The organism is Mycobacterium sp. HM-7 (assembly GCF_053852335.1).
This window is the reverse complement of sequence record NZ_CM132657.1, coordinates 5282941-5303945: the sequence shown is the minus strand read 5'-3', so window position 1 is coordinate 5303945 and position 21005 is coordinate 5282941. Positions and strand designations below refer to the sequence as shown.

Genomic DNA, 21005 nt, shown 5'->3' with positions numbered 1-21005 from the left:
GGGCGATGGCTAACGGGCGATGGCGAAAACCGGGTCCGCACAGTCGGTGCCCTCGGCCGACAGCTGCCGCTTGATGACCTTGAAGGTCTCGGTGCGGGGCAGGTTCGTCGCGACGCGGATGAACCGGGGCCACTGCTTGGGGCCCAGATCTTCTTGGGCGGCCAGGAATGCGCTGAAGTCGTCGGCGGAGAACGTCGCGTCGTCGAGCAGGACGAGTGCCGACATCACCTGGTCGCCGACGGCGGGATCGGGTATCGCGTAGACGGCCGCCTCGACCACGTCGGGGTGCCGCAGTAGCACCTGTTCGATGGGTGCGGTACCGAGGTTCTCGCCGTCGACCCGCATCCAATCACCCAGGCGCCCAGCGAAATAGATGAACCCCGCCTCGTCCCGGTAGGCCAGGTCGCCGGTGTGGTAGATGCCGCCGGCCATGCGTTCGGCCTCGGCGGCCTCGTTGTTGTAGTAGCCGCGGAACCAGCCGCGGCCGGTCGGGTTCACGAGTTCGCCGACGACGCCCGGCGGGCACGGCAGTCCGGTCTCCACGTCGACGACGGCCACCTCGTCGGTCAGCGGACCCAGCGCGCCGGGCGGGGTGTCCGCGGTGCGGGCGACCGCGACGCCGCCCTCGGTGGAGCCGAAACCATCGACGACGATGACGCCGAAACGTTCTGCGAACCGAGGCAGGTCGCGCGGGGCGCCCTCGTTGCCGTACATGAATTTCAGCGGATTGTCGGCGTCGTCCGCCTGAGCCGGGGTGGCCAGGATGTACGACAGCGGCTTGCCGACATAGTTGGCGTAGGTGGCGCCGTAGCGGCGCACGTCCGGGAGAAACCCGGAGGCGGAGAACTTGCGGCGCAACGCGATCGACCCCTGCGCGGCCAGCGCCACCGCCCAGCCGGCCATCACCGCGTTGGAATGGAACAGCGGCATGGACAGGTAGAACGTGTCGTCGCGACCGAGGCCGAAGCGGTCGGCCAGCATCTGACCCGGGAACGCCACCTTGTCGTGCGTGACGCGGACTGCCTTGGGATCACCACTGGTGCCCGAGGTGAAGATCAGCATGAACAGATCGTCGGGATCGACGTCGGCGAACCGCACCGGGGCGCCGGCGAATCCTGCGAGTTCGGTTGCCCACGAGGCGGATTCGACATCGATGACGTCGATGCCCGCGGCATCCAGACCGGCTGGGACCAGGTCGGGGTTGTCGGCGAGCACCAACTGGCAGTCGGAGCGCTCGGCGTCGCCGACCAGCGCCGCGCCGCGGCGGGTCGGGTTCAGGCCGACGGGAACCAGCCCCGCCAGCGCGGCGGCCACCAGCAGCGACGAGAAGAATGTCGTATTGCTCAGCAGCACACCGACATGCGGCGGTTTGGCCGGATCCAGTCGCGATTTCAGGGCCGCGGCCAGCTGTGCGCCCGCGGCGATGTGGTCGGCCCAGCTGATCAGCTCAGCCGGGCCGCCCGCATCTTCGTGTGATGGATCGTCCGGCGCCGCAACACAGTCGTACAAACCGCGGTCGGTGACGTCGACCAGCGGGCGCAACAGGTCGCTGACGGTGGGCCGGTTGGACATCAATCGAGACTAAACCGGCGTCTCGGCCAGTTCGCGCCCGATCTGCAGCAGCTGCCCGGTGGCCGAGCCGACCGCGAACTCGGTCTGCTTGGCGGCCAGGAAGTACCGGTGCACGGGGTGGTCCATGTCGATGCCGACACCGCCGTGCACGTGCACCGCGGTGTGCGCGACCCGGTGTCCGGCCTCGGCGGCCCAGAACGCCGCGGTGTTCACGTCGATCTCGGCGGGCAGCCCCTCGGCCACGCGCCACGAGGCCTGGGTCAGCGTCAGGCGCAGTGCCTTGACGTCGATGTAGCCGTCGGCAAGGCGCGACGACACGGCCTGGAAGCTGCCGATCGGGCGGTCGAACTGCTCGCGCTCACGCGCGTACAAGGCGGTGAGCTCCAGCGCGCGCTCCACGACGCCGAGCTGGAATGCGCTGCGGCCCAACGCATTGTGCAGCCGCAGCCAGGCGAGCACATCCGCGCCACCGACGATGCGGTCGGCGGCGACGGCCACGCCCTGCAGATCCAGGTGTGCGACGCTGCCATGTCCGGTGGTGTCCAGAGAGGTGACGGTGACGCCGGCATCGGCCGCCGCGACGAGGAAAACCTTGACGCCGGAGTCGGTTTCGGCCGGCACCAGGAAGGCGTCGGCGACCGGGCCGTAGGCGACCTGGGTGCGGGTGCCGGTGAGCGTGTACCCGGACCCATCCGCGCCGGTCGCTTGCACCGGGCCCTGACCCATCTCGCCTTCCAGTGCGGGTACGACGATCTTGCTACCGGCGACCGCCGGGGCGGCCCATTCGGATTGCAGTTCGGCCGAGCCGAATTCGGCGAGGGCGCCGGTGGCCAGGACGGTCGACTCGAGGTACGGCACCGCCGCGAGCTGACGGCCCAGCGCCACCAGCACGGCAGACTGCTCCAACGCGCCGAAACCGCCGCCACCCACTGACTCGGGTGCGGTGGTGGACAGGATGTCGGAATCGATCAGTTTGGTCCACAGCTCGCGGTCGAACCGCTCATCGAGCTTGTCCAGCTCCTTCTGGCGCTCCGGGGTCACCACCGATTCGGTGATGGACCGGACCAGGCCGCCGAGGTCGTCAGATGCTTCGGTTGTCTTGAAGTCCATTTCTCAAATCTCCCTTAGCGATTCACTCGGGGCAGGCCGAGTGCGACCATGCCGATGATGTCGCGCTGAATCTCGTTGGTGCCGCCGCCGAAGGTCAGGATCAGGCAGGACCGGTGCCAGCGTTCGATCCGGCCGCGCAGCAGCGCGCCCGGGGTGTCCCGGCGCAGGGTCGCCGAGGTGCCGAGTACCTCCATGAGCAGGCGGTAGGCCTCGGTGGCCAGTTCGGTGCCGTACACCTTGGCCGCCGACGCGTCGGCGGGGGAGGGCGCCGAATCGGTGGCCGAGGCCAGCTCCCAGTTGATCAGCTTGAGCACTTCGGCCTTGGCGAGCACCCGGGCCAGGTTCAGCTGCACCCACTCGGAGTCGATCAACCGCTTGCCGTGGTGGTCCTTGGTGTTCTGGGCCCATTCCCGAACCCCGTCCAGCGCAGTGAAGATCGGCTGCGCCGAGACCAGCGCGACGCGCTCGTGGTTGAGCTGGTTGGTGACCAGTTTCCAGCCGCCGTGCTCCTCGCCGACCAGGCTGGAGGTCGGGACGCGGACGTCCTGGTAGTAGGTGGCACTGGTGTCCACGCCGGACATGGTGTGCACCGGGGTCCAGGAGAAGCCTTCGGCGGTGGTCGGCACGATCAGCATCGAGATGCCGCGGTGCTTCTTGGCCTCGGGGTTGGTGCGGGCCGCCAGCCACACGTAGTCGGCGTAGGCGATCAGCGACGTCCACATCTTCTGGCCGTTGATGACGTAGTCATCGCCGTCGCGGACCGCGGTGGTGCGCAACGACGCAAGGTCGGTGCCGGCGCCGGGCTCGGAGTAGCCGATGGAGAAGTGCAGCTGTCCGGCGGCGATCTTGGGCAGGAAGAACTTCTTCTGCTCCTCGGTACCGAAGTGCATGATCGTCGGCGCCACCGAGTTGATGGTCAGGAACGGCACCGGCACGTTGGCGATGGCGGCTTCGTCGTTGAAGATCAGGCCGTCCATCGGGGGACGGGCCTGGCCGCCGTACTCCTTCGGCCAGCTCAGCGTCAGCCAGCCGTCCTTGCCCATCTGCTCGACGGTCTCGCGGTACACGTTGCCGCGCCCCATCTCGCCATCGTTGGACGCCAGTGCCTCGGCGCGCTCGGGGGTCATGAGCTTGGTGAAGTACGAACGCAGTTCGCGTCGCAACTCCTCCTGCTCGGGCGTGTAGCCGATCCGCATCGAACTCATCCTTTGTCAGTTGAATTGGGGTAGGTCTCTGGTCCGTTTGTCGCATTGCCGGGGCCGCTCACGTCGACCCGTGCCTACTCAAACTTGTAACACGTTCTAGTCTTGGGGTCCAGAGCGTGCCACACTGGCATCGCCATGGTGGGGTCGTTATGTTGGCCTCACCGTCGAAATCCGGGCTCTCAGGAGGGTGTCATGCGGGTTGAAGTTGATCACGATCGCTGTGAAGGAAACGCGGTTTGCGTGGGCATTGCGCCGGACCTTTTCGATCTCGACGACAACGACTATGCAGTAGTCAAGGCCGATCCGGTGCCTGCCGACCAGGAAGAACTGGCCGAGCAGTCCATCGCGGAATGCCCCCGCGCCGCCCTTCTCCGCAAAGACTAGAGGTATTCGTAAATTGACCAGCCAAATCGACTCGACTGATCTGTCCGGCAAGGTGGCTGTGGTCACCGGTGCCGCCGCGGGACTGGGCCGTGCCGAGGCCATCGGCCTGGCGCAGGCCGGCGCCACCATCGTGGTGAACGACATGGCGGGCGCGCTGGACAAGTCCGACGTGCTCGCCGAGATCGAGGCCGCCGGCTCCAAAGGCATTGCGGTGGCCGGGGACATCAGTGCTCGCAGCACCGCCGACGAACTCGTGGAGACCGCCGACAAGCTCGGTGGCCTGAACATCGTCGTCAACAACGCGGGTATCACCCGCGACAAGATGTTGTTCAACATGACCGACGAGGACTGGGACGCGGTCATCGCGGTCCACCTGCGCGGCCACTTCCTGCTGACCCGCAATGCCGCGACCTACTGGCGGGCCAAGGCGAAGGCGGGAGGCGACGGCGGTGACGGACGGGTGTACGGCCGGATCGTCAACACCTCGTCAGAGGCCGGCCTGGCCGGTCCGGTGGGACAGGCGAACTACGGTGCCGCGAAGGCCGGCATCACGGCGCTGACCCTGACCGCGGCCCGCGGTCTGGAGCGCTACGGCGTGCGCGCCAACGCCATCGCCCCGCGGGCTCGAACCGCGATGACGGCAGATGTGTTCGGTGCGGCTCCTGGTGAAGGAGAGGTCGATCCGCTGTCGCCTGAGCACGTTGTGAAATTGGTGCGTTTCCTTTCCTCACCCGCGTCGGAAAACGTGAATGGCCAGCTCTTCATCGTTTATGGTCCGACTGTGACCCTGGTTGCAGCGCCCACCGTGGAGAGCCACTTCACAGCGTCGTCCGCTGAGTGGGACATGACACAACTGAGTTCCACGTTGCGCGGATATTTTGCTGACCGCGATCCGGAACGGAATTTCTCTGCGACTGCCTTGATGGAGTCGAGGGACTGAGCGTCCCGGATCTCGTGCTGAAGTGGCGCTCAACGCGCCGCTTCAGCACTAGAACTTGTTACAGTGACGGCAACGTCGAAATATACGCTGAGCTGCGATTATATGTCGTTTTCCAGTGATTTTGCTGTTCTTTTGCCACTGCGAACATGTTCTAGCTACTATGAGCCGGCTCACAAGAGCCGCGCATTACTACGTGGTGATCAGACCGCTGCGAACGAGGGAAATCCCACTCTTCGCCGTATCTGCTCAGCTCGGACCGAGAATGGAGTCGAAGGTTGATCGAACAGCTTGCGGCTCCGGCCCGGGCCGTTGGCGGGTTCTTCGAAATGTTCCTCGACACATTCACGAAGATGTGGCGGCGGCCGTTTCAGTTCCGGGAGTTCTTCGAACAAACCTGGATGATTGCCCGCGTTTCCCTGGTCCCGACCCTGCTCGTCGCCATTCCGTTCACCGTGCTCGTGGCCTTCACGCTGAACATCCTGCTGCGTGAGATCGGTGCTGCCGACCTCTCCGGCGCAGGCACCGCGTTCGGCACGGTCACCCAGCTGGGCCCCGTCGTCACCGTGCTGGTGGTCGCCGGCGCCGGTGCCACCGCCATCTGCGCCGACCTGGGCGCCCGCACCATCCGCGAAGAGATCGACGCCATGCGCGTGCTCGGCATCGATCCGATTCAGCGGCTGGTCGTGCCGCGCGTCCTCGCGTCGACCTTCGTCGCGGTGCTGCTGAACAACCTGGTGTGCGCCATCGGCATCTCGGGTGGCTACGTCTTCTCCGTCTTCCTGCAGGGCGTCAACCCGGGTTCGTTCATCAACGGCCTGACGGTGCTGACCGGCCTCGGTGAACTCATGCTCGCGGAGATCAAGGCCGTGCTGTTCGGCCTGCTCGCCGGGATGGTCGGCTGCTACCGCGGCCTGACCGTCAAGGGCGGCCCCAAGGGCGTCGGCATCGCGGTCAACGAGACCGTGGTCTACGCCTTCATCTGCTTGTTCGTCATCAACGTGATCATGACCGCCATCGGCGTCCGGGTGCTGGTGCGGTGATGCGGGGAATGAGCACCCAGCGAGTTGCGGAGGCGGATCGCGCATGAGTTACGACGCAACCCTCAGATTCAAACGAATTTTCCGGGCAGTGCCCGCCGTCTTCGACGGCATCGGTGAGCAGGCGCTGTTCTACGGGGAGTCCTTCCGGTACATCCCCAACGCACTCACCCGCTACCGCCGCGAGACCATTCGGCTCATCGCCGAGATGACGATGGGCACCGGCGCGCTGGTGATGATCGGCGGCACCGTCGGTGTCGCGGCGTTCATGACGCTGGCCTCCGGTGGCGTCATCGCCGTCCAGGGCTACTCCTCGCTGGGCAACATCGGTATCGAGGCGCTGACGGGCTTCCTGTCGGCCTTCCTCAACGTCCGGATCGTTGCGCCGATCATCGCGGGTATCGCTCTGGCCGCCACCATCGGCGCCGGCTGTACCGCGCAGCTGGGCGCCATGCGGGTGGCCGAGGAGATCGATGCCGTCGAATCGATGGCGGTGCACTCGGTGTCGTACCTGGTGTCCACACGGATCATCGCGGGCCTCATCGCCGTCATCCCGCTGTATGCCCTGGCCGTCCTCGCATCGTTCTTCGCGGCGCGGGCCACCACGGTGTACATCAACGGCCAGTCGGCCGGTCTGTACGACCACTACTTCAGCACCTTCATGGTGCCCACCGACCTGTTGTGGTCATTCCTGCAGGCCATCGTCATGTCGATCGCGGTCATGCTGGTGCACACCTACTACGGCTACAACGCCAGCGGCGGGCCCGTCGGCGTGGGCATCGCCGTCGGCCAGGCCGTGCGGACCTCGCTGATCGTGGTCGTCACCATCGTCCTGCTCATCTCCCTGGCCGTGTACGGCGCGTCCGGCAACTTCAACCTCTCCGGATAGGGGTGCACGACGATGTCTTCCGGCGGACCTAAACGCAGCCATGTGCGGCTCGCGGCAGCGGTGCTGATCAGCATCATGCTGGCCGCCGTGGTGTTCACCTATCTGTCGTACACCGCGGCATTCACCCCCACCGACACCGTCTCGGTCATGGCGCCCCGCGCCGGCCTGGTCATGGACCCCGATGCCAAGGTCAAGTACCGCGGCATCCAGGTCGGCAAGGTCGAGGAGATCGAGTACGCCGGCGACCAGGCGAAACTGAAGCTGGCCGTGCTGAGTGACCAGATGCGCTACATCCCGTCGAACGCCCGGGTCCGCCTCGGCAGCACGACGGTGTTCGGCGCCAAGTCGGTCGAGTTCCTCCCGCCGGAGCATCCGTCGAAGGAATCGCTGCGTCCCGGCGCGCAGGTGCAGGCCAAGGACGTCCAGCTGGAGATGAACACCGTCTTCCAGACGCTGACGGACCTGCTCGACAAGATCGATCCGGTCAACCTGAACGCCACGGTGACCGCGCTCGGCGAAGGCCTGCGTGGCCACGGCGACGACGCCGGTGCCGCCGCGGCCGGCCTCAGCAAGTACCTCGAGTACTTCAACCCCAAGCTGCCGACGCTGCAGCAGGACTTCAAGGACACCGCGACGGTCGCCGGCATCTACGGCGACGCCGCGCCCGACCTGGCCAAGGTCCTCGACAACGCGCCGACCGTCAGCAAGACGCTGACCGACGAGAAGGATGACCTGAACGCCGCACTGCTCGCCGCCACCGGGTTCGCCAACAACGCCTACGCGACCATCTCGCCGGCCGCCGACGACTACATCGCCGCCATCCAGCGGCTGCGCGCCCCGCTGAAGGTCCTCGGCGACTACTCACCGGAGCTGCCCTGCCTCATCCAGGGTCTGTCGAAGGCGGTGGACCAGTTCGGTCCGGTGTTCGGTGGCGTCAAGCCGGGTCTTTTCGTGTCCTCGAACTTCTTCCCCGGCGCGCCCAACTACACCTACCCGGAGAGCCTGCCGATGGTGAACGCCTCCGGTGGCCCGAACTGCCGTGGCCTGCCGGACGTCCCGTCCAAGCAGTACGGCGGCTCGTGGTACCACTCGCCGTTCCTGGTGACGGACAACGCCTACGTCCCGTTCCAGCCGAACACCGAGTTGCAGTTCGACGCTCCCTCGACGCTGCAGTTCCTGTTCTCCGGTGCCTACGCAGAGAGGGACCGCTACTGATGTCCGCGAGTGAGTGGGGCCGCCCATGAGACACAAGCGCGAAATGATCAACGTCACGGTGTTCACCGTCGTGATGTTGCTGGTCGCCGCCGGTCTGGTGGTGGTGTTCGGCCAGTTCCGATTCGCCTCGACGAACACCTATCACGCCAACTTCACCGACGCGTCCCGGCTCAAGGCCGGTGAGGACGTCCGCATCGCGGGCGTGCAGGTGGGCTCGGTCAAGAGCGTCAAGCTCAAGAGCGACAACACCGTCGACGTCAAGTTCACCCTCAACGAGCGCTACCAGCTGTACAGCTCGAGCCGTGCGGTCATCCGCTACCAGAACCTGGTCGGTGACCGGTACATGGAGATCACCTCTGGCCCGGGCGAGCTGCGCAAGCTGCCCGCCGGCGGCACCGTCGCCCTCGCCAACACCCAGCCGGCGCTCGACCTCGACGCGCTGCTCGGCGGTCTGCGCCCGGTCGTCAAGGGCCTGGACGGCAAGAAGGTCAACGAGATCACCGCAGCCATGATCGAGGCCCTGCAGGGGCAGGGCGGCGCGTTGAACGACCTGCTGTCCAACACCAGTTCGTTCAGCCAGAACCTGGCCGACCGCGACCAGTTGATCGGCGACACGATCACCAACCTCAACACGGTGCTCGCCACGGTCGACTCCAAGGGCTCACAGTTCAACACCAGCATCGACCAGCTGCAGCAGCTCGTCACCGGCCTGGCCGAGGGACGCGACCCGATCGCCGGTGCCATCGGCCCGCTGGCCTCGGCCGAGAACGACCTGACCGAGATGCTGCAGAAGTCGCGGCGCCCCGTGCAGGGCGTCATCGAGAACGCCCGCCCGTTCGCGCAGCGCACGTATGAGCGCCGAGCTGAAGTGAACCCCGTCATCGAGAACCTCGCGGAGAACTACCTGAGGCTCAACGCCCTGGGCGCCTACGGCGCGTTCTTCAACATCTACTACTGCTCGGTGAAGATCAAGATGAGCGGCCCCGCGGGTAGCGATCTGATCGTGCCGTTCGGTGGTCCCGCGGATCCGTCGAAGGGCAGGTGCTCCGAAAGTGGCTAAGCCGGAAAAAGATCCACTCCGCACCGGCATCCTCGGTGTCTTCATCGTGGTGTGCCTCGTGCTGATCTCGTTCGGGTACACCGGACTGCCGTTCTACCCGCAGGGCAAGAACTACTCCGCGTACTTCGGCGACGCCGGTGGCATCACGCCGGGCAGTGACGTCCGCGTCGCGGGCATCAAGGTCGGCAAGGTCGGGGACGTGGAGCTCGCCGGGACCTCGGCGAAGGTGAACTTCACCGTCGACCGTCAGATCGTGGTGGGCGACCAGTCGCTGGTGTCGATCAAGACCGACACGGTGCTGGGGCAGAAGTCTCTCTGGGTGACTCCGAAGGGCACGAAGGAAGCCACCGTCATCCCGTTGGGCCGCACCACGACTCCCTACACGATCAACACCGCACTGCAGGATCTCGGCCAGAACACCAGCGAGCTGGACAAGCCGCAGATGGAGCAGGCCCTCAAGGTGCTGACCGACACGCTGCACGACGCGACGCCGCAGTTGCGCGGCGCGCTCGACGGTGTGGCGTCCCTGTCCCGGAGCCTGAACAAGCGCGACCAGGCACTCGAGCAGCTGCTGGGCCACGCCAAGAAGGTGTCGGACACCCTGGCGCAACGCGCCGACCAGGTGAACAAGCTGGTGGTCGACGGCAATCAGCTGTTCGCCGCGCTGGACGAGCGCAGGCAGTCGATCAGCACGCTGATCTCCGGTATTCGTGGTGTCTCGCAACAGCTTTCAGGGTTCGTTGCGGACAACAAGCGGGAGTTCGGTCCGGCCCTCAAGCAGCTGAACCTGGTGATGGACGAATTGCTGAAGCGCAAGGAGCACATCAGCGAGGCGCTCAAGCGGCTGCCGGGCTACGCCACCGCGCTCGGCGAGGTGGTCGGTAACGGCCCGGGCTTCAACATCAACCTGTACGGCCTGCCGCCGGCGACGATGACGGAAGTCCTGCTCGACACCTACTTCCAGCCGGGCAAGCTGCCTGCCAGCCTCGGCGACATGCTGAAGGGCTACATCTCTGAACGGATCGTCGTGAGGCCGAAGTCGCCATGATGAAGAACATGAAGTCGCGGGGCGCGATCCTGGCAGTGGCAGCCCTGGTAGTGGCGTTGGTGGCTGCCGGTGCCTACCTGCTGTGGCCGTCGCGTGGTGGCCACAAGGTGGTCGCCTACTTCACCAACGCCGTGGGCCTGTACGCCGGGGACGACGTGCGGGTGCTCGGGGTTCCGGTCGGCACCATCGATTCGGTTGAGCCGCAACCCAATTCGGTCAAGGTCTCCATGACCGTGAAGGACGGCGTGAAGATCCCGGCCGATGCCCGGGCGATCATCATCTCGCCGAACCTGGTCGCGGCCCGGTTCGTGCAGTTCACCCCGGCCTACGACGGTGGGGCGGCGCTGGCGGGCGGTGCCGAGGTACCGCTGAGCCGGACCGGTGTTCCGGTCGAGTGGGACGACGTCAAGAAGCAGCTGACCCAGCTCAGCGCGCAGCTCGGTCCGCAGGACGGCGCGCCGCAGGGTCCGCTCGGTGCGTTCATCAACCAGGCCGCCGACACGTTGGACGGCAAGGGCGACTCGTTCCGCAGTGCCTTGCGCGAGCTGTCGCAAACCGCTGGGCGCCTTGGTGATTCGCGTGGCGACCTGTTCGGCACCATCAAGAACCTGCAGGTTCTGGTGAACGCGCTGTCGAACAGCAACGAGCAGATCGTGCAGTTCACCGACCACGTCGCGTCGGTCTCGCAGGTGCTGGCGGAGAGCTCGGCCGGTCTGGACCAGACCCTCGGCGCCCTCAACCAGGCGCTGGGTGACGTCAAGGGCCTGCTGAAGGACAACAACACGGCGCTGATCGACCAGGTCGGCAAGCTGGCCGAATTCACCCAGGTGCTGACCGACAACAGCGACAACATCGAGCAGGTTCTGCACGTGACGCCGAACGGTCTCGCCAACTTCTACAACATCTACAACCCGGCGCAGGGATCCCTGGACGGTCTGCTGTCACTGCCGAACTTCTCGAACCCGGTGCAGTTCCTGTGCGGCGGTAACTTCGACGTCGGCGCCACCCCGGACAACTACAAGCGGGCGGAGATCTGCCGTCAGCGCATGGGCCCGGTGCTGCGCCGAATCGCGATGAACTACCCGCCGGTGCTGTTCCACCCGATCAACAGCATCACCGCGTACAAGGGTCAGCTCATCTACGACACCCCGCAGACCGAGGCCAAGGCGCAGACACCGGTGCCGTACCTGCAGTGGAATGCCGCGCCTGGCGTCACCCCGCCGAAGGTCCAGCCGGACGGGACGCTCAGCGACCTGATCTTGCCGCCGCCGGCCGTCCCGGGTCAGATTTCGCCGGCCACGCCGCCGGTCGGACCGGGCTCGACGCCGCTGAACGGTTCGGGCCCGCTGCCCGGACCTGCCCCGGCGCCCGCAGCGCCCGTGGGTGCACCGCTGCCCGCTGAAGCCGGAGGTGGCAACTGATGAAGTCGGTTGTGAAAGTCCTGGCACTCGGATCGAGCGCCGTCGTGCTCGCCGGGTGTCAGTTCGGAGGCCTGAACTCGCTGGACATGCCCGGTACCCAGGGCCACGGCGCCGGTTCCTACACGATCACGGTGCAGCTGCCCGACGTTGCGACGTTGCCGCAGAACTCACCGGTGATGGTCCACGACGTCACCGTCGGCAGCGTGTCGGGCCTGGATGCCGTCCAGCGCGCCGACGGCACGTTCTATGCGGCGGCGAAACTGTCGATCAACGGTGATGTGAAGCTGCCGGCGAACGCGAGGGCGAAGGTCGCACAGACCTCGCTGCTGGGTTCGCAGCACGTCCAGCTGTCGGAACCGGTCGGGGAGGCCCCGCAGGGCCGGCTCAAGGCGGGTTCGGAGATTCCGCTGGCGCACACCGGCCGGTACCCGACCACCGAAGAGGTGCTGTCGTCGCTGGGTCTGGTGGTGAACAAGGGCAATCTCGGTGCGCTGCAGGACATCACCGACGAGGCGTACGCCGCGGTTGCCGGCCGGGCCGGGCAGTTCGTCGACCTCATCCCGCGGCTGGCCGAGCTGACTCAGTCGCTGGACAAGCAGACCACCGACATCATCGGGGCCATGGACGGGCTGAACCGCTTCTCCTCCATCCTGGCCAAGAGCAAAGACAGTCTGGGCCGCACGCTGGACACGCTGCCCGGTGCGGTCAAGGTCCTCAACGACAACCGCAAGAACATCGTGGATGCGTTCACCGCACTGCGGAAGCTCGCCGTTGTCGGCGCGAAGGTCATGTCCGCGACGAAGGACGACTTCGCGGCGGACTTCAAGGACATCTTCCCGGTGATCAAGGCGTTCAACGACAACGCCGACGACTTGATCCACGACCTGGACCTGGTGCCGACGTTCCCGTTCTCCAACAAGTACTTCAAGAACGCGGTGCGTGGTGACTACCTGAACGTGTACGTGACATTCGATCTGACGCTGCGCCGTCTCGGTGAGACCGTCTTCACCACCTCGGGTGCTTTCGACCCGAACATGAGGCACCTGGACGAAGTGGTCAACCCGCCGGACTTCCTGTTGGGCGCGCTGGCGAACCTGTCCGGGCAGGCCGCCGATCCGTTCAAGATTCCAGCCGGCACAGCGACGCAACATGGAGGGGTGAAGCCGTAATGTTGTTGACCCGTCTTGCGCGTTTCCAGCTGGCGATCTTCGGTGTCGTCACCGTCATCTGCCTCGCCCTGATCACGACGTCCTATCTGCATCTCCCGGCCGCGGTGGGCCTGGGTGTCTACAACGTGGACGCCAAGTTCGTGGTCGGCGGCGGCATCTACCAGAACGCCAACGTCACCTACCGCGGCGTGACGGTCGGCCGCGTGATGAACGTCGGTCTGACCGACAACGGCGTGACCGCCCAGATGCGGCTGAACAGCGACACCAAGGTGCCGGACAACGTCACCGCCACCGTCAAGAGCGTGTCCGCGATCGGCGAGCAGTACATCGACCTGGTGCCGCCCGCGAACGCCTCGAAGAACATGCTGAAGGACGGCGCCACCATCGGTGTCGACCGGACCGCCGTCGGCCAGGACATCGTGGACCTGCTGAACCAGGCCCAGAGCCTGGTCAGCAGCATCAGCAACACCCGGCTGCAGGACCTGTTGCGCGAGTCGTTCAAGGCGTTCAACGGATCCGGTCCGGAACTGGCGCGCATGATCCAGTCGTCGCGGCTGCTGGTCGATGAGGCCAACGCCAACACCGACGAGATCAACAAGCTGCTCGACCAGGCCGGCCCGCTGTTGAAGGCACAGATTCGTGCCGGTGCCGACCTCAAGACCATGGCCGGCAGCCTCGCGACGCTGACCGGCGAGGCAGCCCAGGCCGACCCGCAGATCCGTTCGGTGCTCAAGACCGTCCCGGGCGCCGTCCAGACCGTCAACGAGACGTTCGACGGCATCCGGCCGACGTTCCCGATGCTGGCGGCCAACCTGGCCAACTTCGGCCGGATCGGCGTCATCTACCACAAGTCGATCGAGCAGGCGCTGGTGATCTTCCCGGCGCTGATCGCGGCGCTGCTGACCGACGCCGGTGGATTGCCGATCGACGAAGGTGCGAAGCTGGACTTCAAGATCAGCCTCGGCCAGCCGCCGTGCATGACGGGCTTCATCCCGGCCCCGGAGATCCGCACACCTGCTGACACCACCGTGCGCGACCTGCCGAAGGACCTGTACTGCAAGACCGCGCAGAGCGATCCGAGCACCGTCCGCGGTGCCCGCAACTACCCCTGCATGGAGTACCCGGGCAAGCGCGCCCCCACGGTCCAGCTCTGCCGTGACCCCCGTGGTTACGTGCCGATCGGCAGCAACCCGTGGCGCGGTCCGCCGGTGCCGTACGACACCCCGGTCAACGACCCGCGGAACATCACGCCGCCGAACCGGTTCCCGATGATCCCGCCGGGCGCCGACTATGACCCGGGACCGCCGTCGGTGCAGTTGCCGCCGGGGGTGCCCGCCGGGCCGGGACCTGCGCCCAACGCGCCGTTCCCGCTGCCGTACCCGCCGAGCGATCCGGGTCCGCAGCCGCTGCCCTGGCCGTTCTTCGCGCCGCCGGACCAGGTGACGCCGCCGTACGCGATCAACAACCCGCCGGCGCCGGGTCCCGAGGGTCAGCCGCAGGCAAGCGGACCGAAGGGGCCGCAGAGTACGACGTACGATGCGAACAATGGGGTCTTCGCTGACCCTGCCGGCGGTACGGGAGTGTTCACCGCCGGCTCGAGTAATGGCGACGCAGGCGAGTCCTGGGTCGACCTGATGAAGGATCCAAGGCAGGTTTGATGAGTGACGAACCGGCTGCGACGGACAAGACGTCGGAGCCGCCGGTAACCCGCGTGCGTCGGCGGGCCTCACGGCCCGCCGGCAGCGCCGGTTCAGCAGAGGCTTCAACCGTGCTCGACGTGGCGATGCCATCGACGGCGAGCAACACATCGACAGAATCGGGAACCGCCAAGCCGGTGCGGCCGGCCCAGGTACCGCGGCGGCAACCGCACCGGTCCCTGGTGGCGGCCATTGGCCTGGCGGTCGTCGCCGTGCTGGTGGCGGCGCTGGCCGGCGGCACGTGGTTCCTCTGGCATGGCAACGGACAGCTCGAGGCGACGCAGGACCGCGATCAGCGATTCGTGGACACCGCGAAGCAGACCGTGGTCAACATGTTCAGTTACACGCAGAACACGGTCGACGAGAGCGTGAACCGCTTCGTCAACGGCATCGGCCCCGGTCCGCTGCGCGACATGATGAACCAGAGCAACAACGCCGAGAACCTGAAGTATCTGTTCAAGCAGACGCAGGCCAACTCGGAGGCGGTCATCACCGCGGCGGCGCTGGAGAGCGTCGACAACACCTCGAACATCGCGAAGGTGCTGGTGACGGTTCGCGTGACGCTGGCCGACATGAACGGGGTGAACCAGCCGTCGACGCCGTACCGGCAGCGGGTCTTCATCCGTGAGGACGACAGCGGCCACATGAGCGCCTACGACATCAAATACCCGGATGGGGGCAACTGATGAACCGGTTGCTGGCAGCGCTCGGCGCGCTCTTGGCGGTCGCGGTGGTCGCGCTCGGAGCGCTCGGCGGCTCGACGTACTGGAACCACGTGCAGTTGGCCGGCGAGCAGGAGACCGCGGCGGAACTGCCCGATCTGGCCAAGTCGCAGATCCCGCAGATCCTCGGCTACGAGTACAGCAGCGTGCAGCGCTCCACCATGCAGGCGCTGACGCTGATGACGCCGGCGTTCCGCAAGCGGTACGAGGAGCTGACCGCGAAGAACAACATCTTCAACGATGCCGTGAAGCGCAAGCTGATCAGCCAGGTGAATGTGGTTGGGGCGGGCATGATCTCGTCGCACCGCGACTCCGGAACGGTCCTCGCTTTCGTCAACCGGGTCATCACGGATGAACGCAAGCAGCCCAACTACGAGGGCAGCCGGCTGAAGGTCGACTACCGCAAGATCGACGGCAAGTGGCTGATCGACGAGATCACGCCGATCTTCTAGTACCCCAACATGATCGAGGCCCCCGGAGCGGTTGCTCCGGGGGCCTCGATCGTGTTTCGGTCGGGCCGTCAGTCGCGGGTGTGCGCCAGGGCGTCGAGGAACGCCCGGGCCCAGCGGTCGACGTCGTGGGCCAGCACCTGGCGACGCAGCGCGCGCATGCGTCGTCGTCCCTCCTCGGGGGACTGGGTGAGGGCGTCGGCGATCGCGTCCTTGACCCCGTCCAGATGGTGCGGGTTGGTCAGGTACGCCTGCCGCAATTCCTCTGCGGCGCCGGTGAATTCGCTGAGTACGAGCGCGCCGCCGAGGTCGCTGCGGCAGGCCACGTACTCCTTGGCGACGAGGTTCATGCCATCGCGCAGCGGTGTCACGAGCATGACGTCCGCGGCGACGAAGAAGGCGATGAGTTCCTCGCGGTCCACCGGCCGGTGCAGGTACTGCACCACCGCGCGGCCGACTTCGCTGTACTCGCCGTTGATGTGTCCGACCTGGCGCTCGATGTCCTCGCGCATGACCTTGTAGCTCTCCACCCGCTCGCGGCTGGGGGTGGCGAGCTGGATCAGCACGGTGTCGTGCCGGTTGGCGCGGCCCTCGGCGAGCAGCTCGGAGAAGGCGCGCAGCCGGACGTCGATGCCCTTGGTGTAGTCCAGCCGGTCCACGCCCAGCATGATCTTGCGCGGGTTGCCCAACTCATCACGGAGCTGACGGGCCCGCTGCCGGATGCTGCGACTACGAGCCTGGGCGTCCAACGCCGCCGAGTCGATCGAGATGGGGAAGGCGCCGACCTTGACCGTGCGGTTACCGAGGGTCACCTCGCCGAAGCGGGACCGGACGCCGATGGTGTGGCGAGTGGTGTTGGCGTCGAGCAGGCGACGCGCCAGCACGAGGAAGTTCTGCGCACCGCCGGGCAGGTGGAAGCCCACCAGATCGGCGCCGAGCAGGCCTTCGATGATCTCCGTGCGCCACGGCATCTGCATGAACAACTCGACTGGCGGGAACGGGATGTGCAGGAAGAAGCCGATGGTCAGATCGGGACGGAGCTCCCGCAGCATCTTGGGGACCAGCTGCAGCTGGTAATCCTGCACCCAGACGGTCGCGCCCTTCGCCGCGACGCGCGCCGTGGCCTCGGCGAAGCGCTGGTTGACCGCGACGTAGGCGTCCCACCAGTGGCGGTGATAGATGGGTTTGACGATGACGTCGTGGTACAGCGGCCACAGGGTGGCGTTGGAGAAGCCCTCGTAGTAGTCGGCGATCTCGTCGGCCGACATCTTGACCGGGCACATGGTCAGCTCGTCCTGGACGATGGGCTCTTCGCCGCTGTCGGCGACGCCGGGCCAGCCGATCCAGGCACCCCGCTGTTTACGCAGCAGCGGTTCCAGCGCGGTGACGAGACCGCCGGGGCTGCGCTTCCAGGTGACCGAGCCGTCGGGAAGCCGTTCCATGTCGACAGGCAGCCGATTGGCGACCACGACGAAGTCGGAGTTGCCGACGGGCTTGGCGGCGGACTTTCCGCCCTTGGCGGTCTTGGGGCTCGCGGTGGACGCCGCAGAAGCGTCGTTGCCTCCGCGGGCCGTCACGCGTCGAGCTTCGTGGGCCCGATACCCAGCATCGACAGGAACATGCGGCATTCGTCGGCATCGTTGGCGTATGCGGCGACGACCCGGCGGGCCTGACGGGCGGTGCTGTCGGCCAGGGGCTCCACGTCGCCGATTTCGGCGGGATCAGTTTTTGCAGGCATTACACAACCTTAGGCGACTGTTGTTACGGGCTGGAACTCACCGACGAGTGCGGGTGCGCCTCGGGCACCTGCTCCTCCGAGAGGCCGATGCATTCGCCGGTGTTATGGCCGGTGCAGGGAATGCCGTTGATCTCGCCGAGCTGGTTCGCCGGTCCCGGCACCGGCGGGGGCGCCTGGTCGTTGCCGCCCTCGAAACAGGAGCCGCTGACCGGATTTGCCGTCATCCCCGGCGGGCAGTCGGTCTCTCCGAGCAGCGCGGTGGACGCCGGGCCGCCCAGGACGAATACGGCGGGTGCGGCAACCGTCGCGAAGGCGAAGCCGCCGGCGACGAGGAGGCGTCGCTGGATCTGGATGCTCATGGCGTCACGCTTTCGTCGGGGAAAATTTCAGCGTACGCCCAGGTGTCGCGTGGTGAATGGGAAAATTGGCCGCCCGACCAGCATTGTGTACAACTTTTGAAAAGTGTATACAAGACATGTCCCCGTCGATCTGTCTTAAGGAGTACGTCGGTGCAGTTTCCAGTCCAGGGTTGGCTGACGGATCGGACGGTGTTGATCACCGGCGGTGGCAGCGGAATCGGCAAGGCCATCGCGCAGGGCGTCGTGGCCGCCGGCGGCAACGCGCTCATCGTCGGCCGCACCGAGGCCACGTTGCAGTCCGCCGTCGAGGAAATCGCGGCCGCCGGGGGACCGGGTGCCATCCGCTTCCAGACCGCCGACGTCACCAACGAGGACGACGTCGCCCGCGCCGTCACGACCGCGGCCGCGTGGAACGGGAAGCTCTCCGGCGCCGTCCACTGCGCCGGCGGCTCACTGACCGTCGGGCCCGTCACGCACCTGGATTCGGAGATGTGGCGGCAGACGGTCGACCTGAACGTCAACGGCAGCATGTACGTCGTCAAGCACACCGCGCGGGAAATGGTGCGCGGCGGTGGCGGATCGTTTGTCGGCATCTCGTCGATCGCGGCGAGCAACACCCACCGCTGGTTCGGGCCGTACGGCGTCACCAAGTCCGCGCTGGATCACCTCGTGCAGCTGGCGGCCGACGAGCTCGGCGCGTCCTGGGTGCGCGCCAACAGCATCCGTCCCGGCCTGATCCGCACCGATCTGGTCGCGGCCAGCATCTTCGAATTCGAACCGCTGCGTGAGGATTACCGGCAGTGCACGCCGCTGCCCCGGGCCGGCGAGGTCGAGGACGTCGCCAACCTGGCGCTGTTCCTGCTCAGCGACGCATCGCAGTGGATCACCGGGCAGCTGATCAACGTCGACGGCGGTCAGAAGCTGCGTCGCGGCCCGGACTTCTCGGCCATGATGGAGCCGATGTTCGGCGCCGACGCCATGCGCGGGGTCTTCGCCGACTAGCGCTACTTCGGGGCAACCACGCCGTGGTCGTAGGCGTAGACGATCGCAGCCGCGCGGTCCCGTAGGTCGAGCTTGGTGAAGATCCGGCCGATGTGGCTCTTCACCGTCACCTCCGAGATGACCAGCCGGCCGGCGATCTCGGCGTTGGTCGCGCCTGATCCGATCAGCTGCAGCACGTCGAGTTCGCGGGCGGTCAACCGGTCGGCGACGTCGTCGGACGGCGCCCCGGGCGCGCGCCGGTAGCCGTTCAGCACGCGGGCCGTCACGGCCGGGTCCAGATACGCCTCGCCGCGCGCGACGGCGTGCACGGCCCGGATCAGTTCCTCGGCCGGTGAGTCCTTGAGGACGAAGCCCGACGCCCCGGCGCGCAGTGCGGCGGACAGCAGATCGTCGTCGTCAAACGTGGTGAGCGCCAAGGCCGGTGGACCGCCGGCGGTGCGCAGGGCGCGGATCGCGTCGACGCCACTGACGCGCTTCATCCGCAGGTCCATCACCACCACGTCGGGGCGGCACCGGAGCACTTCGCGCGGTACCTCGTCGCCGTCGGCGCATTCGCCGACGATGGTGAAGCCGTCCTTGCGCCGCAGGATCCGGCGCAGGCCCGAGCGGACGAGTTCCTGATCGTCGACCAGCAGGACGTCGACGGTTGCGCCATCCTTCGGGACCGCGCCGTCAGTCATGACGAACCTCGTTGCGGGAAAACCGGATTCGCTGCATGGCGCAGTGTGCGGTGGTTGCCGGGGCGACCGGTACGCGAGCCTGGACCGTCCACCCCTGGGGGCCGGGGCCGGCGTGGAACTCTCCGTCGAGCAACGCGATGCGCTGCCGCATCCCCGGCAGCCCGGCGCCCGGTGCCCCACCGGCCACCGGGCGCAGCAGTTCGTTGTCGACCGACAGGACGGCCGAGCCCTTCTCCAGATACAGCCGCAGCCGCGCCGACGACGCCGGGGCGTGCTTGGCGACGTTCGCCAGCGATTCCTGCGCCACCCGGTACAGCGCCAGGCCGATCCCCGCGGTGACCGCAGCCGGGTCGACCTCGATGCTCGACTCCACGTCCAGACCCGCGTCGGCGAAACTCGTCACCAGGTCCGGGATGTCGGACAACCCGGGCTCGGGGGCCAGCCGCAGCGGGGCGGCGTCGCGCGCGCCGAGCAGGCCGACGGTCTGGCGGATGTCCGACATGGCCTGGCGGCCGAGGCGCTCGGCATCCAGCAGCCCGTCCACCGCCTCGTCGACGTCGTTGTCCTCCTGCAGTGCCCGCCGGGCGCCCGTCAGATGCAGCATGGTCACCGACAGCGAGTGGGCGATCACGTCGTGTACCTCGCGGGCGATCCGGCGCCGCTCGTCGGCCGTCGCCTGTTCGGTGAGTGCGGCCTGCCGCGCGCGCTCCTCGATGACGAGGCGCTGCTGCAACTGCAGGATGCGGCCGATCATCGCGGCGATGGCCAGGAAGAACAGCAGGTACGGCACATAGGTGGTGAGGTGCCCCGCGCGGGCGGCGCCGACGAGCAGCAGCGCACATCCCGTCGCGCCCAGCAGGCCGTCGCGCACCGAGCCCAGCGCGAACACCTCGCCGAGCATGAACATGAGCAGGAAGGGTGCGGCGTCGAGGAAGACCGGTGGCCAGCACAGCAGGAGCACGGCCACGCCGGCGAGCACCGAGGCCGCCGTGGTCAGTGTCGTCGGCTTGTGGCCGAACGCGATGAACGCGACGATCGGCGCGAACACCAGCCCGATGGCGACGACCAGCAGCCACGGCTGGGTGAAATCCCGCTGCATCGCGGCAGTGCCGGCAACCAGCAGCGACCCGCTGTACATGACGACCGGGACGGTGAACGGGAACTGGTAGTTCATCAGGCCGCGTCGTCGCAGGGCGAAGTCGCGGATCCAGGGCATACCGCCAGCGTAGAGCCGGTACCGGGATTTACACATCATTCGCGGGGCGGCTCGGGCCTCCTACCACGGTAGGAGGCCCGGTCTCGTCCGCA

The 21005-nt window shown here is 66.9% G+C and carries 21 protein-coding genes; 13 read left to right on the top strand and 8 right to left on the bottom strand.

Going from position 1 to position 21005, the window contains the following annotated elements; genetic code table 11:
• Positions 1-9 precede the first annotated feature (9 nt).
• From fadD17 to ACWW1C_RS25620, 3 genes are read right to left on the bottom strand one after another with little or no spacing between them, the layout of a single operon-like run.
• Positions 10-1572 (bottom strand): long-chain-fatty-acid--CoA ligase FadD17, encoded by a 1563-nt coding sequence (gene fadD17, locus ACWW1C_RS25630; RefSeq protein WP_455980874.1) that lies wholly within the window; start codon positions 1570-1572, stop codon positions 10-12.
• 9 nt (positions 1573-1581) lie between these two features.
• Positions 1582-2682 carry an acyl-CoA dehydrogenase family protein gene (locus ACWW1C_RS25625; protein WP_455980873.1) on the bottom strand — a complete coding sequence of 367 codons (1101 nt, stop codon included), beginning with the start codon at positions 2680-2682 and terminating at the stop codon, positions 1582-1584.
• Positions 2683-2696: 14 nt separating this feature from the next.
• Positions 2697-3878 carry an acyl-CoA dehydrogenase family protein gene (locus ACWW1C_RS25620; RefSeq protein ID WP_455980872.1) on the bottom strand — a complete coding sequence of 394 codons (1182 nt, stop codon included), beginning with the start codon at positions 3876-3878 and terminating at the stop codon, positions 2697-2699.
• 201 nt (positions 3879-4079) lie between these two features.
• Between ACWW1C_RS25620 and ACWW1C_RS25615 the strand changes: the two genes are divergently transcribed.
• The 12 genes from ACWW1C_RS25615 to ACWW1C_RS25560 all read left to right on the top strand — a co-directional run bounded on the left by ACWW1C_RS25615 (position 4080) and on the right by ACWW1C_RS25560 (position 15921).
• On the top strand, positions 4080-4271 hold the full coding sequence (locus ACWW1C_RS25615; protein WP_043398182.1) for a ferredoxin: 192 nt from the start codon (positions 4080-4082) through the stop codon (positions 4269-4271).
• Between the two features lie 13 nt (positions 4272-4284).
• Positions 4285-5211, top strand: a complete 927-nt coding sequence (locus tag ACWW1C_RS25610; protein WP_455980871.1) for a 3-oxoacyl-ACP reductase — start codon at positions 4285-4287, stop codon at positions 5209-5211.
• Positions 5212-5486: 275 nt separating this feature from the next.
• Positions 5487-6251 carry an MlaE family ABC transporter permease gene (locus tag ACWW1C_RS25605; protein ID WP_455980870.1) on the top strand — a complete coding sequence of 255 codons (765 nt, stop codon included), beginning with the start codon at positions 5487-5489 and terminating at the stop codon, positions 6249-6251.
• A 43-nt stretch (positions 6252-6294) separates the two neighbouring features.
• Positions 6295-7137 carry an MlaE family ABC transporter permease gene (locus ACWW1C_RS25600; protein WP_455980869.1) on the top strand — a complete coding sequence of 281 codons (843 nt, stop codon included), beginning with the start codon at positions 6295-6297 and terminating at the stop codon, positions 7135-7137.
• 12 nt (positions 7138-7149) lie between these two features.
• Positions 7150-8352 (top strand): MCE family protein, encoded by a 1203-nt coding sequence (locus tag ACWW1C_RS25595; RefSeq protein ID WP_455980868.1) that lies wholly within the window; start codon positions 7150-7152, stop codon positions 8350-8352.
• Positions 8353-8377: 25 nt separating this feature from the next.
• Positions 8378-9412 carry an MCE family protein gene (locus ACWW1C_RS25590; RefSeq protein WP_455980867.1) on the top strand — a complete coding sequence of 345 codons (1035 nt, stop codon included), beginning with the start codon at positions 8378-8380 and terminating at the stop codon, positions 9410-9412.
• Complete coding sequence (locus ACWW1C_RS25585; RefSeq protein ID WP_455980866.1) at positions 9405-10460, top strand: MCE family protein; 1056 nt, start codon at positions 9405-9407, stop codon at positions 10458-10460. Before ACWW1C_RS25590 ends, ACWW1C_RS25585 begins: the two co-directional genes overlap by 8 nt.
• The gene (locus ACWW1C_RS25580; protein ID WP_455984438.1) at positions 10460-11881 is read left to right on the top strand and encodes an MCE family protein; all 1422 of its coding nucleotides are present in this window, start codon (positions 10460-10462) and stop codon (positions 11879-11881) included. The genes ACWW1C_RS25585 and ACWW1C_RS25580 overlap by 1 nt, the downstream gene beginning before the upstream one ends.
• Positions 11881-13050, top strand: a complete 1170-nt coding sequence (locus ACWW1C_RS25575; protein ID WP_455980865.1) for an MCE family protein — start codon at positions 11881-11883, stop codon at positions 13048-13050. The genes ACWW1C_RS25580 and ACWW1C_RS25575 overlap by 1 nt, the downstream gene beginning before the upstream one ends.
• A 2-nt stretch (positions 13051-13052) precedes the next feature.
• Complete coding sequence (locus tag ACWW1C_RS25570; protein ID WP_455984437.1) at positions 13053-14708, top strand: MCE family protein; 1656 nt, start codon at positions 13053-13055, stop codon at positions 14706-14708.
• Entirely contained in the window at positions 14708-15433 is a 726-nt protein-coding gene (locus tag ACWW1C_RS25565) for a mammalian cell entry protein (protein WP_455980864.1), read from the top strand. The genes ACWW1C_RS25570 and ACWW1C_RS25565 overlap by 1 nt, the downstream gene beginning before the upstream one ends.
• Positions 15433-15921, top strand: a complete 489-nt coding sequence (locus tag ACWW1C_RS25560; RefSeq protein WP_455980863.1) for a mammalian cell entry protein — start codon at positions 15433-15435, stop codon at positions 15919-15921. Before ACWW1C_RS25565 ends, ACWW1C_RS25560 begins: the two co-directional genes overlap by 1 nt.
• Before the next feature lie 68 nt (positions 15922-15989).
• On the opposite strand, the gene ACWW1C_RS25555 is transcribed toward ACWW1C_RS25560, so the two are convergent.
• From ACWW1C_RS25555 to ACWW1C_RS25545, 3 genes are read right to left on the bottom strand one after another with little or no spacing between them, the layout of a single operon-like run.
• Complete coding sequence (locus ACWW1C_RS25555; protein ID WP_455980862.1) at positions 15990-17495, bottom strand: alpha,alpha-trehalose-phosphate synthase (UDP-forming); 1506 nt, start codon at positions 17493-17495, stop codon at positions 15990-15992.
• Positions 17492-17656: a hypothetical protein gene (locus tag ACWW1C_RS25550; RefSeq protein ID WP_293017891.1), complete on the bottom strand. Its 165-nt coding sequence runs from the start codon at positions 17654-17656 to the stop codon at positions 17492-17494. The genes ACWW1C_RS25555 and ACWW1C_RS25550 overlap by 4 nt, the downstream gene beginning before the upstream one ends.
• Positions 17657-17679: 23 nt before the next feature.
• Entirely contained in the window at positions 17680-18015 is a 336-nt protein-coding gene (locus ACWW1C_RS25545) for an intersectin-EH binding protein Ibp1 (protein WP_455980861.1), read from the bottom strand.
• 150 nt (positions 18016-18165) lie between these two features.
• Here ACWW1C_RS25545 and ACWW1C_RS25540 point away from each other — a divergent pair, with 150 nt between their 5' ends.
• Positions 18166-19017 carry an SDR family oxidoreductase gene (locus tag ACWW1C_RS25540; protein WP_455980860.1) on the top strand — a complete coding sequence of 284 codons (852 nt, stop codon included), beginning with the start codon at positions 18166-18168 and terminating at the stop codon, positions 19015-19017.
• A 2-nt stretch (positions 19018-19019) separates the two neighbouring features.
• Here ACWW1C_RS25540 and ACWW1C_RS25535 read toward each other — a convergent pair whose 3' ends face one another.
• On the bottom strand, positions 19020-19697 hold the full coding sequence (locus ACWW1C_RS25535; RefSeq protein WP_455980859.1) for a response regulator: 678 nt from the start codon (positions 19695-19697) through the stop codon (positions 19020-19022).
• On the bottom strand, positions 19690-20913 hold the full coding sequence (locus ACWW1C_RS25530) for a sensor histidine kinase (protein WP_455980858.1): 1224 nt from the start codon (positions 20911-20913) through the stop codon (positions 19690-19692). The genes ACWW1C_RS25535 and ACWW1C_RS25530 overlap by 8 nt, the downstream gene beginning before the upstream one ends.
• Positions 20914-21005 lie beyond the last annotated feature (92 nt).

Bases quoted from the DNA above. Each gene is read 5' to 3' on its own strand.
- fadD17 (WP_455980874.1), bottom strand. From the start codon at position 1,572: ATGTCCAACCGGCCCACCGTCAGCGACCTGTTGCGCCCGCTGGTCGAC.
- ACWW1C_RS25625 (WP_455980873.1), bottom strand. From the start codon at position 2,682: ATGGACTTCAAGACAACCGAAGCATCTGACGACCTCGGCGGCCTGGTC.
- ACWW1C_RS25620 (WP_455980872.1), bottom strand. From the start codon at position 3,878: ATGCGGATCGGCTACACGCCCGAGCAGGAGGAGTTGCGACGCGAACTG.
- ACWW1C_RS25615 (WP_043398182.1), top strand. From the start codon at position 4,080: ATGCGGGTTGAAGTTGATCACGATCGCTGTGAAGGAAACGCGGTTTGC.
- ACWW1C_RS25600 (WP_455980869.1), top strand. From the start codon at position 6,295: ATGAGTTACGACGCAACCCTCAGATTCAAACGAATTTTCCGGGCAGTG.
- ACWW1C_RS25595 (WP_455980868.1), top strand. From the start codon at position 7,150: ATGTCTTCCGGCGGACCTAAACGCAGCCATGTGCGGCTCGCGGCAGCG.
- ACWW1C_RS25590 (WP_455980867.1), top strand. From the start codon at position 8,378: ATGAGACACAAGCGCGAAATGATCAACGTCACGGTGTTCACCGTCGTG.
- ACWW1C_RS25580 (WP_455984438.1), top strand. From the start codon at position 10,460: ATGAAGAACATGAAGTCGCGGGGCGCGATCCTGGCAGTGGCAGCCCTG.
- ACWW1C_RS25575 (WP_455980865.1), top strand. From the start codon at position 11,881: ATGAAGTCGGTTGTGAAAGTCCTGGCACTCGGATCGAGCGCCGTCGTG.
- ACWW1C_RS25565 (WP_455980864.1), top strand. From the start codon at position 14,708: ATGAGTGACGAACCGGCTGCGACGGACAAGACGTCGGAGCCGCCGGTA.
- ACWW1C_RS25560 (WP_455980863.1), top strand. From the start codon at position 15,433: ATGAACCGGTTGCTGGCAGCGCTCGGCGCGCTCTTGGCGGTCGCGGTG.
- ACWW1C_RS25550 (WP_293017891.1), bottom strand. From the start codon at position 17,656: ATGCCTGCAAAAACTGATCCCGCCGAAATCGGCGACGTGGAGCCCCTG.
- ACWW1C_RS25545 (WP_455980861.1), bottom strand. From the start codon at position 18,015: ATGAGCATCCAGATCCAGCGACGCCTCCTCGTCGCCGGCGGCTTCGCC.
- ACWW1C_RS25535 (WP_455980859.1), bottom strand. From the start codon at position 19,697: ATGACTGACGGCGCGGTCCCGAAGGATGGCGCAACCGTCGACGTCCTG.
- ACWW1C_RS25530 (WP_455980858.1), bottom strand. From the start codon at position 20,913: ATGCCCTGGATCCGCGACTTCGCCCTGCGACGACGCGGCCTGATGAAC.